Source organism: Pirellulales bacterium (genome assembly GCA_036490175.1).
Lineage (GTDB): Bacteria > Planctomycetota > Planctomycetia > Pirellulales > JACPPG01 > JACPPG01.
Window position 1 is genome coordinate 1 of the sequence record DASXEJ010000008.1, and the last position, 12,828, is coordinate 12,828.

10 protein-coding genes are annotated in these 12,828 nt (G+C 62.4%); 4 read left to right on the forward strand and 6 right to left on the reverse strand.

What is annotated here, in order from left to right:
• The 3 genes from VGG64_00385 to VGG64_00395 form a co-directional block, all read left to right on the forward strand.
• A partial coding sequence (locus VGG64_00385) for a hypothetical protein (protein HEY1598025.1) occupies positions 1–781 on the forward strand: 781 nt, incomplete at its 5' end.
• Between the two features lie 169 nt (positions 782–950).
• Positions 951–1,865 (forward strand): formylmethanofuran--tetrahydromethanopterin N-formyltransferase, encoded by a 915-nt coding sequence (fhcD, locus tag VGG64_00390; GenBank protein ID HEY1598026.1) that lies wholly within the window; start codon positions 951–953, stop codon positions 1,863–1,865.
• A 144-nt stretch (positions 1,866–2,009) separates the two neighbouring features.
• Complete coding sequence (locus tag VGG64_00395; GenBank protein ID HEY1598027.1) at positions 2,010–3,302, forward strand: amidohydrolase family protein; 1,293 nt, start codon at positions 2,010–2,012, stop codon at positions 3,300–3,302.
• A 35-nt stretch (positions 3,303–3,337) separates the two neighbouring features.
• On the opposite strand, the gene VGG64_00400 is transcribed toward VGG64_00395, so the two are convergent.
• The 3 genes from VGG64_00400 to VGG64_00410 all read right to left on the reverse strand — a co-directional run bounded on the left by VGG64_00400 (position 3,338) and on the right by VGG64_00410 (position 7,793).
• A complete protein-coding gene (locus VGG64_00400; protein HEY1598028.1) occupies positions 3,338–5,161 on the reverse strand; it encodes a M12 family metallo-peptidase in 1,824 nt (607 codons plus the stop codon).
• A 670-nt stretch (positions 5,162–5,831) separates the two neighbouring features.
• A complete protein-coding gene (locus tag VGG64_00405) occupies positions 5,832–6,071 on the reverse strand; it encodes a BON domain-containing protein (protein ID HEY1598029.1) in 240 nt (79 codons plus the stop codon).
• A gap of 369 nt (positions 6,072–6,440) precedes the next feature.
• Complete coding sequence (locus VGG64_00410; protein ID HEY1598030.1) at positions 6,441–7,793, reverse strand: mandelate racemase/muconate lactonizing enzyme family protein; 1,353 nt, start codon at positions 7,791–7,793, stop codon at positions 6,441–6,443.
• 198 nt (positions 7,794–7,991) lie between these two features.
• Between VGG64_00410 and VGG64_00415 the strand changes: the two genes are divergently transcribed.
• Positions 7,992–9,386 carry a DUF1501 domain-containing protein gene (locus tag VGG64_00415; GenBank protein HEY1598031.1) on the forward strand — a complete coding sequence of 465 codons (1,395 nt, stop codon included), beginning with the start codon at positions 7,992–7,994 and terminating at the stop codon, positions 9,384–9,386.
• 43 nt (positions 9,387–9,429) lie between these two features.
• Here the strand turns inward: VGG64_00415 and VGG64_00420 are convergent, their stop codons facing one another.
• The 3 genes from VGG64_00420 to VGG64_00430 all read right to left on the reverse strand — a co-directional run bounded on the left by VGG64_00420 (position 9,430) and on the right by VGG64_00430 (position 12,427).
• A complete protein-coding gene (locus VGG64_00420; GenBank protein ID HEY1598032.1) occupies positions 9,430–10,260 on the reverse strand; it encodes an AAA family ATPase in 831 nt (276 codons plus the stop codon).
• Between the two features lie 160 nt (positions 10,261–10,420).
• On the reverse strand, positions 10,421–11,812 hold the full coding sequence (locus VGG64_00425) for a cellulose synthase operon protein YhjQ/BcsQ (protein HEY1598033.1): 1,392 nt from the start codon (positions 11,810–11,812) through the stop codon (positions 10,421–10,423).
• A 6-nt stretch (positions 11,813–11,818) separates the two neighbouring features.
• The gene (locus VGG64_00430) at positions 11,819–12,427 is read right to left on the reverse strand and encodes a hypothetical protein (GenBank protein HEY1598034.1); all 609 of its coding nucleotides are present in this window, start codon (positions 12,425–12,427) and stop codon (positions 11,819–11,821) included.
• Positions 12,428–12,828: the final 401 nt, after the last annotated feature.

Consider the following 12,828-nt stretch of genomic DNA (forward strand, 5'->3'; position numbering starts at 1 on the left):
GACCAACATCCTCCATCAATGGAACGTCGATCCGGTGGTCGAGGCCGATGATCTCGAGGTTCTGCAACTCGCCTATCGCAAGGCCATCGATCCGTTCGATGGCGATGGCTCGATCAAACGTACGGCCTATGACAAGATCTGCGAGCTTAGCTCGGGCTATCACATCGCGCTGACGCGGGGTGTGGCCACAGACATGATCGATACGATGAAGCAGGGCGCCAGTGAACATAGGCTGGAACGCCTGGACCGGATCAAGGGCGATCTCGAAGGGCTCTACAACGAGATCGACGAGATCTCTGAAAGGCCACAAAAGTACGAACCGGGCTCGTTTGCCGGCGGTGGCGCTGGCGGCCCCCCTTCAAAGCTCGAGTTCCTCAAGGAAGAGGTTATTCGCCTTACCGGCGAAGTAGGGGACGACGCCGTCGAGCCGGTGGGCGCGTATTACCGTCCGGGCCGCAATGTGGGGCTTATTGAGCAGGCCCAGGACAAGATTGAGGCATTGCTCAAGCTGGTGGAAGTACACGAAGATGGCCAGGTCAATCCGTACTCGATGCCCTGGTTGGCCAGTTGTTGCGATAAAAAGGCCGTACCGCGGTGCGCCTGTCTGGTGGGACGCTATCAGGGCTGCGGACAGGAGTGCTACTTGTGGGTCGAGCCGGGCAACGCGAAGACTTTCCGTGATTTCGTGCTGATCGTTCTCAGCCTGGCGCCGCCCGATGCGCAAGAAATGGCGCTGCCGACGCCCTCGGGAGTGGGCGCGGCCAATAGCCCGAATTTCTGACGCCGTCCGTTTGCCTTTGTCGTCACCACGGGCGACATCGCCTGACGGGCGGACTACCCGCGCAGAGGCGGCCTTGCCAGCCTACCGCCGCCGAGCCGCAGACGATAATCTGCTCTCTGAGCCGCTGCCCCAAACATCGTTCATCGTCGTAGCGGCGAATGGACCACGAATCGCCGCGAGTTCGACATTGCAAATCGACGGCACCGAGATCGAGGATACCTTCGCCGAGGCGTTTCGCATGCGCTACGCGCGGCTGCTGGTTACCGCGCACGACGAGCATTGGTTGCAGGCCGCGGTGGGTGAATTCACAGGTTACGCGGCCTCGGTGATCGCCTGCGATGCGGAAGCCGGCATCGAGCACAAGCTTGGCGAGAGCGACACTCCCGACGGTCGCCCTGGGGTGGCTGTGCTGGTATTCGGGTTTTCGATCGAGGCGCTGGCCAAGGCGGTGCCTAATCGCGCAGGCCAATGCCTGATGACCTGCCCGACGTCAGCCGTTTACGACGGCCTTCCCGGCGGCGAAGAGCGCATTGCGCTCGGAAGCCACCTCCGCTTCTTTGGCGATGGCTATCAGAAGAGCAAACTGCTGCTGGGACGCCGCTATTGGCGGGTCCCGGTCATGGATGGTGAGTTCCTGGTCGAGGATACGCTGGGTATTGGAAAGGGGGTCGCCGGGGGCAATCTGATCATTCAAGGGGAAGACTTGCCGGCTGCATTGTCTGCCGCGCGCCGCGCCGTCGAGGCATTGCGTGATATGCCGGGCATCATCACCCCGTTCCCCGGCGGCATCGCGCGGAGCGGTAGCAAAGTGGGATCGCGTTACAAAAAACTGCGGGCCTCGACGGCCGATGCCTTCTGTCCAACACTGCGTGGCCGCGTCGCGACGCAGTTGCATCCCGGTGCCAACTGCGCCTACGAAATGGTGATCGACGGGACCGACGAGCCGACGATCGCCACGGCCATGGCGGCCGGGGTTCGCGCCGCCGCGGGGCCACGCATTGTCGCCATCAGCGCCGGTAACTACGGCGGCAAGCTAGGCAAGTTTCATTTTCATTTGCACAAGGTCCTGTCGGGGGCCGAGTGAGAACGTCGGTCGCGCGCGTCTCAGCCGATATGGGTGGCTGGATGACAGCGCCTGTGCGTCCACCAAATGGCGTCCGCGGCGCGCGCGGTGTAAGGTAGAATCGGTCACGCATACGTTGCCCGCCCTTTTTTCTGCTCACTTATCATGCCCGAGAATCGCTGGGATTTGCTCGCGCGCCGCTACGATACCGGCGAGATCGTGCGCGTAGCGATGGCCGGCACGCGGATTGAAAGCGTCCAGAGTCCAGGCGTGCCGTTGTCGGGATCAACGTCGGCATCAACATTGTCCCAGGCCGTAGACAATGCTGAAGAATCGTCTCTTCCGTGGGTTTCACCGGGATTTGTCGACATCCAAATCAATGGCTACGGTGGGCAGGAATTCAGCTCGCTCGACCTGACACCGCAGCGTGTTGCCGACATCGTACGACAGCATTTTGCTTTTGGCGTGACGCGCGTTTGCCCCACACTAACGACGCAAAGCCTCGCAGTGCTCTCGCATGGCGTGACCACGATTCGTGCTGCCTGTGAAAAATACCCTGATGTGAATCAGGCAGTTGCCGGCGTTCACTTGGAAGGGCCGTATTTTTCAACCGAGGACGGACCTCGTGGCGCCCACCCGGCCGAGCACTGTCGCCGGCCGAGTTGGCCGGAGTTTGTGGCGCTGCAAGAGGCCTCCGGTGGTCGCGTGCGTCTGCTTACAATGTCTCCCGAGTTTGACGAGGCGCCCGCGTTCATCGCGCGGGTTGTCTCCTCGGGCGTGACCGTGGCGATCGGTCATACCGGGGCGAGCGGTAGGCAGATTCGCGCCGCCGTCGATGCCGGCGCCCGGCTGAGCACGCATTTGGGCAATGGTGCCCATCGCATGCTGCGGCGGCATCCGAATTATCTTTGGGATCAACTGGCCGAGGATCGACTGTGGGCCAGCTTGATTGTGGACGGGCATCATTTGCCCCCCGAGGTCGTGAAGACGTTCTTGCGCGCAAAGACAACGGCCCGGTGTTTGCTGGTTAGCGACGTTTCCGGCCTGGCTGGTTTGTCGCCCGGCCGCTACACGAGTAGCGGCTGCGAGCTCGAGATTTTGGCCGACGGCCGCCTGGTGATTGCCGGACAGGACCAACTATTGGCCGGCGCCAGCGCGCCTATTGGCGTTGGCATCGCAAACGTGATGCGTTTCGCCGGTTTGGACGTGACCGAGGCTGTCGGCATGGCCACGCACGCGCCAGCAACGCTGCTGAGCATTGCGGCAAGTCGCCTGGAAGCGGGATCTGCCGCCGATTTGGTGCTGTTCGATCTACCTGCGGATTTGAACAACGTGCGCGATTGCGCTGAAACCGGGCAGGCAGCGCCTGACCCTGCGCGGGCCGAGGCGCCAAATACGAACGAAGGCCTGACTATTCGCACCACGATTCTGGCCGGACAGATCGTCTATCAGAAGTGAAGCCTGGCGACTGAAATTCGCGTTGTGACGCTGCCCTAGCGCCTGCCACCTTGCTTACGGGCGCCATCGGCGGCAGCCGCTTTGGCGTACACCGGCAGTTGTTTCACTCGCTCGCGTATTTGGTTGACCTCTTTGAGAAACCGCGGATCGGAGCTGGTGCCGTAGGCTTCGTGGAACGCGGCGAAGCTCAGCCCTTCGCGCAGGTCCTGCAAGCTGGGCATGAACTCGGCAATGGTAAACGAATCTGCCATCTCGCGCAGGTGGGCATCCGACCCACGGATGTAATCGGCTAGCGCGATACCGGCCAGGTCGGCCGCCAGGTCTGTGAAACTGAAGCCGCTTTTCCCTTGGGAGTCTTGCATCTCTTTCAGCAGACCGGCCGATTCGGATATGGCAGAGCTGGAGAGCGTGGCGATCGCCGCCGAGAAAAAGAAATGTCGCGCCAGGTCGTTGCGTTCCAATAGCGTCGGCGCGCCAATGACGTCCAGGCGGCGTGCCCGCTCGGAGGCGTTCTCGACGCGTCCGATCAGGTCACGCGTCAGGCTGTTGGACATGAACGAATCCGTATCCACGATCGCCACGGCCAAGCCGAGCGTGAACGCCCTGTAACGATGCACTTCGGGCAACTCGAGCGCTGCCAGGGCCGCCGCGCGCACGTAACGCTCGGTCAGTGCGTCCCCCGCCAGGCGGACCTGCCCTGCATCGGCCGGTGCGATGCGCGGCAGACGGCGATTGCGATCTGCCGCGTCGACCACCGCGTCGCGTACCAGACGTGCCGCGTCCGCCAGCGATGCAATTCGGCTTTGGGCCGGGCGCGATGTGGCGGGGGGAGATTCGCCAAGCAACGCTAAATAGATCGAAGCCGCCGGGTCCTCGGGAAAGGCTTTGCCGAGTGTCAGGTAGATTGCCACCAATGTATCGCGGGTACGCGGGCTGACCTGGTAGAAGTGTTGGATGTCGTGGTCGCGGATTTCCTCAGCCACCAGGTTCATCGCCAGAGCATTGACCGGATCGAACACGATCAGAAATCCGCGCGCGACGGACTTCCGATCAGCCAGTACCGCGCGCATGACTGACATCGGCTCGGGGCTGTGCGTGGCGCCAAAGCGATGTCCCAATTCGTGGACCAACAGCTCCAACCGTTCGGGTTCCGAGGCGTGGCGCGACCATTCGCGCAACATGATGTGTTTGGCAAAAGGACCGCGCGTGCCCCCCAGGTGCGTTCGGCCGGTGACGACCGAGTATTGGCTGGCGAAGCCGATCGCCAGATCCGCGGGAGCGGCGTTGACCGTGTGTTCGAATTCGCGCAATTGACCGTCAAAGTCCTGAATCGTGTCAGTCGTCTCCCACGTTTCGCAGGCCACGACCTCGAGGGTAATGCCGGCGTATTTCTCCAAGATTTTCGAGGCGTCGGCGATCCGCTTGCGGAGCCGCTGCTCCCACAAGGATCGGACGGCCTTCTCGTCGTCGTCAACCAGGATTTTTACCGTCACCTTGGTAAGCGCGGGCCGCATGGCCGGCTCGGGTTCCGCCGACTTCGCGGACTGTTTTTCAGTCGTCTGTGTGGTCGGCTGCGCTTTGCGCGAGGGCTCGATAATAGCGATCTGTTCAATGTCCAGTCGGTTGCCTTCTTGAGGGCGATGGAAAAAGTAGATCGAATTTCCATCCAGCGTGTAATCCCGGCGGGCGCCCGCCGACATGAACGCGATGCGAAGTTTACCTCCCGTGGGACAGGTCAACGGGATCAGGTCGCCGCTGGCCAATTCGTAGGCGTGCCCTTTGGTCGCGGTGCCTGCGGCCGAGAATTTCACACTGGTCGGCGAGCGATTCGAGAGGATCACCAGGTCGGCTCGCGCCACAGACCCCCAAATCGATATGCCACAGCCGATGGCCAGCAACGATGCCGCCCAACCGCCTCCCGGATGTGACAAAGTTCTAGCGGGGACTTGCACGAGGCACCTTCACAGCCGTCACGGCGTGATCGCTGGGGGCAGCCAGGCGTGCAAGGCGTTTTGGTGCGACTCACCAACAGAGCGCGTCGCTAGCCCCCTTCCAATGTTCAAGTCTAGCCGTGGCGGCAGTTGGTGCGGAAGAGGCCGACAAACGCCTACACATTGGAATCGAGGTTACCGAGATGCCCAGAGACAGATTCAGGGCCAAGAAAAAAAGACGCCCGAAGCCGCTATGAGGGGGGGGCGAAGGGGGACTCAGGGTCTGAATCCAGCGGCTTCGGGCGCCTAGCTTTTTGTCTTCGATCGTCGGTGGTCTGCCGAATTCCTGCGGAACTCGATCAGTCATCCGAAGGACCGGCGAACTTCTTTAGCCGGCGACGAACAGGTTGTCGGTTGGCACTTAGAACATGATGGCTACTGCGAGTACCACCAATAGTCCGGCCAAGATATATGCGGGTGACACGATATTGAGTCTCTTGCGAGCGGAACTCGATTTATCCCCCCGGATAGTTGGCCCGTCGAGTTCCAGACGGACCAGCCGGCTACGAACGGCAAACATTTGCCGCTCGCGATTGCGTTACGCCACTACCACGGCGTCGACGAACTGCACCACACCTTTGACTTGCCGACAAACGTTTTGGCACAGCTGCTTTTCGTAAAAGCTTCGTACCCGGCCCCGCAGGGTTACCGTTCCCTGACTGGCGGCGACGTGCAATTGGCGTAGCGCGGGGACATGACGATCGGCGAGAAACGATGTGATTCTTCGCTCCAGGTCTCGATCGTCCTCGTCACTAAATGGCTTGACCCCAGACACCATTGCTAGACTCCCTCTCCTACAGGCGGGTAACGACTAATGGCCTTTTCCTTGACACTGCCCGGCCAGACCGCCTGTGGATCAACCATTCCCGGTGATCCGATTTGGATGGGCGACACCGCTGTACAGCAATGGGCGTGCCGATTCGTGAACGATTCTAGGCCATCAGCACGTAAACCATTACAGCATTGGATGCTAAGAGAATTTGGTCGCACCGGTTCTGTCGATCGAGGGCGTGCAATCCTAACGGCTTGCACAGCGAGCAGGCAGATGCCTGCAACGGGTGTGGGCAAAAGTCTCTACTTTTGAGACGCAGATGTTGCCATACTGCGACAGGCGGTCCGGGGAGCCTGCGCTGGGGTGGCCAAATGCCTAGAACCCGAGGCCCGGGCCGGTCAGGACAGCCGTTTCCAGTGTGCCGTCGCTCAGGCGGAACATGCCTGGGAAACGATCGGCCCATCCCTGGTTGCCTGCCGGGCAGTATTGGCGTGCATTCCCCTCGATCGCGGCGATGGTGGGGATCCGTGCCGAGAGTGTTGCCGAGTGCAGGAACGAGGCGCCCGGGCAGGTCAGATCTTGCACGCACAGGAACATGCCGAACTTCTGTGCCGCGGCCCCCATCAATAGCGCCTCGCTATGCCCCTTGCACGCCTTGAGAGCTACGCCCGAGTAACCGAGCTCTCGACACAAAAGCAAACTCTCCAGGTCGACCAGCGATTCATCGATCACCACCGGTTTGATTTTGGCCGCGGCGTGCATGCGATTATGGGGATGAGCCTTCAGGTCGCGATGCGTTGGTTGCTCGATGTATTGAGCCCGATCCAACGCCGCCGGCGAACGTTCTTGGACCTTCGCCAAAAAATCGAGCACATATTGGACGCTTGCGCAGCGCTCGTTGAAATCGAGCGAATAGTGCCATGACCGGCAGCCACGTGCCGCCTGGGCCTCGGCCGCGACACGTTCGATCGCCACGACGCGCTCGACATCCCAGGCCAAGTCGTCGCCATTGAGCTTGAGCTTTAAATGGGTCAATCCATCGGCCAAGATCCATTCCGACAAGGTTTCGGGCAGTCCATCAGCGATACGGCGGGCAATTTCGGCATCTGTCAACGGGTCGAGCGCGCCGACCAGGTGATACAGCGGCATCCGCGGTTTCGGCGTTCGTAGCGTGTAGCGATCCAGATACTCGCCGCGAAAGTCTGACGTTAGATACGCGGAAAGATCTCGGTTGGCGAAATCCGGGCCAAGTAGGTTGTACGAGTTCGTACCCAATACTTTGCCATAGGCATCGTGGATGGCCGCTTCCAGCGGGCTGGCCGATACCAATTGCGCGAGGCGTGGCATCGGCTCGCCCATCTGCAATTCGTGCTGCACACTGTCGGCCAAGGATTGCAGATCGCCAGACAGATCGTGCGTGATCTCGAGAGGATGGCCGGCGCCGCGATAGTCGCGTGCTGCCTCGACCGTGCGGTCGACCAGGCGCAGCATGGCCCGTAGCGTGTCATCGCCGCCGGTTGCTTTTGAGGGCCAAGACCAGGCGTTACCCATCGACATGGAGCCCAGGCCCGTGGCACGGCGGCCATCACGGGTCTCGACGGTCGCTTGCACGTCGTAGATCACGGCATCGGTCACCACCCGGCCGCCGAACTTGATTGGGGTGCGGTAGGCATATCGTTCGGTCTGGGTGGATAGTTCGACGAGACGAATATCGGTAGGCTTGGGCATGACGGCCGTCAAAGAGGGTACGCTGAATGATAAAAAGCGACATTCGCACGGTGCGAAGAGGCAGGCACTCCGCCATTCTAACGACTCGACCTCGGGAACGCGCTTGACGGTGCCGCAGCGAACCATCAGCATGCCGCTAGGGATCAACCACTTTTTCTGCTTCGCAGACCGCAAAACTCGCGAGCGAGGTTGCCGCAGATGGATCGTTTGCCGCGCGCGAGCACGTCGACATTTTGCAACCGTCGCCAGGCTATTGCAGCAGGTGGCCTCTCGCTCGTCGGGTTATCGTTGGCCGATTTGCTGCGCGGTCGTGCCCTGGCAACGATCGCCCCTCCGTCGCGCCCTGCATCGTTTGGGCGTGCGAAGAGCTGCATCGTGATCTGGCTCAAGGGAGGGCCATCGCACCTCGACACGTTCGACATGAAGCCCGATGCGCCGGCCGTGATTCGCGGCGAGTTCCGCCCCATCGCGACCGGGGTGCCCGGCATGTTTATCTCGGAACATTTGCCACTGCTGGCACGCCAAGCCGACAAGTTATTCGTAATCCGGTCGCTCGCACACAAGGACACGGGACATCCCAGCGGCGCGTATCAAATGACGACCGGTCGCGCGTATCCGCGCGCGTCGAATCTGGCCGACATTGGCACGCGAGACGATCATCCCCACCTGGGTTCGTCGATCGCCGCCGTGGCGGCGCGCGGTTGTCCGATGCCGCCGTTCGTGATGCTGCCGCAATATTTGGTTGTCAACGGCCAGTTCCGCTCGGGGCAAAACGCCGGCTTCCTGGGGAATCGGTTCGATCCTTTGGTGCCCGGCGGCGATCCCAATCGTGACGATTACAAGCCGGTCGACCTGGGGCTAGGGCAGGCGTTCGATGCGGCCCAGTTCTACGGTCGTCGCACGTTGCTCGAGAGTCTCAACTCTGCGCGCGTCGATTTGCAACGCGACCCCACGATTCATGACTTCGACGGTTATCACGCGAAGGCGTTCGACATGCTATCGGCGGGGCATGCGCGACAGGCGTTTGACCTGGATGCCGAATCTGCCGCGGTGCGCGATCGCTACGGCCGCACGCAGCTCGGACAATCGGCCCTCTTGGCCCGGCGCCTGATCGAGGCAGGCGTTCGCCTGGTCCACGTCAATTGCCTGTCGAGTCTCTTGGAACCGGCGAGCAATTGGGACAGCCACAAAGACAATTTTGCAATCCTCAAGAACCATCGCCTGCCGCCGGCCGACGCAGCCGTGGCCGGCTTGCTCGAAGACTTGCACGAGCGCGGGCTCCTGGACGAAACACTGGTCGTCGTGACTGGCGAATTTGGCCGCACGCCAAAGATCAACGCCGGGGCCGGGCGGGATCACTGGCCCGACGCGTTTTCTGTCCTGTTGGCCGGCGCCGGATTGCCCGGCGGCACCTACTATGGTGCGACCGATAAGCAGGGGGCCTACCCGATCGATCGGCCGATTTCACCCGCGCGACTGGCGGCGACGATATTTCACGCGCTCGGCATCGATCCGCAACGCGAGCTGTCCACCGCGGTCGGCCGCCCCTGGATGCTGGCCGACGAACCACCGGCCACAGACTTTTGGGCGTGATGCCGCGCGGCGCGAGGCGTGCTACGTGCGCGTCGGCGGCCTGCTATTCGGTGGCCACGCTGACCAGTTCCTGGCTCACGGCCTCGATCTGTTCGGCGCCGATCGACGATTGCTCTTCGGCAAAGCCAATCAAAAGTGCCAGGTCGCACAGACGATTGATTTGCCGCGGAATTCCGCACGAGAGATGGTGCAAGGCCTCGGTCGCCGACGGTTCGAAAATCGTGCGATCGCTGCCGGCCACGGCCAGCCGATGCTGCACATAGGCCATGGTTTCTTCGACAGCCAGCGGTCGCAGCATGCATTTCACGGCCAGTCGTTCTTCTAACTGCGGCATCCGCGCGAACATCGGCACGAGCGCGGTCTGGCCGACCAGCAATAACGTTAGCGCCGGGCCGGCCGCGGTCTCGAAGTTCAATAGCAGACGAATGGCCTCGAAGGCCCGGCTGCCATCCAACAGGTGGGCCTCGTCGATCGCAACGACCGCGTGCTTTCCTTGCTGGGCGTTTTCGGTCAGACGGTGTTGAATGCGGCGCACGCTGGTTTCGACCGACGCGACTCGGCCTTCGCTATGTTCCGCGGATCCGGCGCCCAGCTCGGCCGCGAGAAACGCCAGCAGATCGGCCGCCGGCATTTGAGGAAACACCAGGTGTGCCAGCGGCCGAAACTCGTCGCCAAGTTGGTCGGCAAGAAGTCGTACGAGCAGTGTCTTGCCCGAGCCGGAGGGGCCGACCAACAACGCGGCACCGCGCCGGTTTTCGACCGCATAGCGCAACTTCAGCAGCGCGCCCTGATGCGTTTCCGACGGGTAATAAGCACGCGTGTCGACGCCGGCCGTGAATGGTTTGCTCTGAAATCGCCAATAGGATTCGTACATCGTTCGTGCCTGTTGTCAGGAATGGCGGGTGGCCAGGTGTTGGCGTGGCGTCACTGTCCCATACGAGGCGTCATGGCGCCGCGCGCCGCGGCAATGCTGTAAAGCGGACATACAAGGCCCGCGAGCATGGCACCCAGGGGCAATCTGCTCCGGAATACTTTTACGCGGCGGCAAAATTCTCGACGAAGTTCCATTGTGCGATACCGCAGCCGTGTAGGCGTCGCTCGATCTCGGCCGTCTCGTCGTCGCCGGTCGTGCGCAGGTCGCGTACCACCAAGGCGCGATCGACGCGACACGGGCCGGCCCAAGAGACCAAATTCCTGCGGTCGCCATCGGCGCCAAACGGTCCGGCGTCGACCAGCACCACATCGGCGTGGCGTCGCAATTCGTCGAAGGCCGCTTTGAGCCGCGCCACGCTCAATCGCCATTCAGGATTTGCCGCTTGCTTCAGTGGCAGCACGGTTAGGCGATCTTCCAGTGATTCGACCATCGCTTCGGTCAGAGACTTTTCGCCTGTGAGCGTCTCTTCCCAGCCCACTTGGGTTGCTACGCCGAGGCTATCGGCCAGACCCGGTGCCTCGAAATGGGCGTCGACCAGGATGACACGTTGATCCAACTCGGCCAGAGCTTTGGCCAGGGCCAAAGTCACGACGGTACATCCTTCGCCACGATGGCCGGCGGTAACGGCAACCAGCTTGCGATGTCGCCGGCACGCTTCGGCCAGGTCGCCGGCGGCAGTACGGAACTGCGCGGCGGCCGCTTCGAGCAACACCTCGGTGAGTTCCGGCCAGGTGAAGCTCGTCACCTCGAAAACAGGACGCCAGATGGGAGATGGCCCAGAGATGGGCAAAATGACTGGGCGTGGATTAATCGGTGCGCTGGCGATGGAGGCGGGGCTGGACGGAATTGCCCCAGCGGCCGCTGCTACGTTCGGCGCGGCGCCACTACTCGCGCTCTCAATCGATCCGGTTTGTGTCGGCGCCGTCTCGGATGCCGCTGTCTCGTGTGGACCCACAGGGGCCTGGCTTTTTGCAGCCGGTGCAGGAGCGGCGTGCAAGGGTGGCGCGGCCGTCGGCCGGGTAGTGACGGGCTGCGGTGGATCGACGAAGTTGGCATATGGAGCGCGGACACCCGCATGCGCCGAGTCGACGATCGTAATGGGTACTGGGGGCGGAACGGGAGTCCGGCCCGCAGTCGACTTCGGCGTCGAATCTGGCGGCGCGCCTGACGCTGTCGTGCTGCGCGGGGCCGAGATCGTCGAGGCGGCTTCAGTAGCCGGCACAACGGGTGGCGCCGGTGCCACCGGGGGGGCGCGTCCGGGCAGGGTGGCCGTCAGCAGTGCGCTGCCGGCCAGCGCGCGGTGCGCCGCGTGGGGTGGCCGCGTTACGTTCGCTTCGACCACGCTCGCTGGCGGCGCGTTCGTGTCGCTGCGGGCTGTCGTCGGCTTGGCAGGCGTCGGACGAAAATGCGGGCCGCGCCCCTGCGGCTGTTGCGCAGCCGCCGCGGTGCTTTTGTCGAATGCCTTGATAAACGCTTTGTTGAGGCTACTCATCGAAACCTAATACTGGGTAGGAACCCGTTCGATTCTATGTTCGAGATGTGCCGTGGCCGACTTGCGCGGGTTGCCGACGGCTGCCGAGGTGCTTGTTGCACGCGTCTCCGGCGATTTACCGATCGCACCCGGCTGATTCGGACGGCCCTGATTCGCGTCGGCTCCTGCAAATGGCGGCGCCTCGTCGACCACATGCGCCGAAGAGTTTGCACCGGAAGAACTTTGGCGCCCCTCCACCACCGTTTCCCATTCTGGCGCCGCGTCGGCGGCGTCGTGCCGGTCGCCTTCGGCATGATCAATGCCATGTTGCCGCGTGGCCGCGAATAGGGCGACCGCGAATAGCACAAAACCGATGCTGGCAATGGCTGTAACCACGTTGCGCGGGCGCCGCCAGGGCGTGGCGATTCCTCGCAGCAGGGCGACCAACTTGCGCAGGCCCATGGCTATGGCCAACGACTCGGCGTGGACGTCTTCGGGCGCCGCGGCCAAGCGCGTTGAGCAATCAGGAATCCGTAGCAACACGTACTGATCGCGGCCGACGGCCGCCCCCAGACCCTGCCCACCATTGAGGGGGACGTAAAGACTGGGTGTCCGAGACGCAAGCGCGTTTTCCATGGCCCACCGAATCGCGCGGGAAACTGTGTGACTCTTGCCGCCTCGGGCGTCACGCGCGACGTGAGCCCGGACCCTGGCACTTGCCGCCCGTTATGGGGAGCAGGGACGCTAGTATCCCGAAGTTTCTATCGGTCCTGGATATACCGATCTTGAGCCCTGTCGCGATGTTAAGCTTTGGGTAAGCTGGGGCACGTCCCCCAGAGTGCTGGCTCACCCTGGACGGCCTTCCGCGGCCCATGCCAGCAACGGCGGAATGCCGATCGGCCGCTCTAAACATCACCGTCATGCGGGTGCCAGCGATTACAATCGGATGGGTTGCCCGAGACCTGGCGACATGGGAGATTTGAATCTAAGCGACGCGGTCTCGCGCGCCGCTTTATGATCCCTCGGGCGCTGATCGC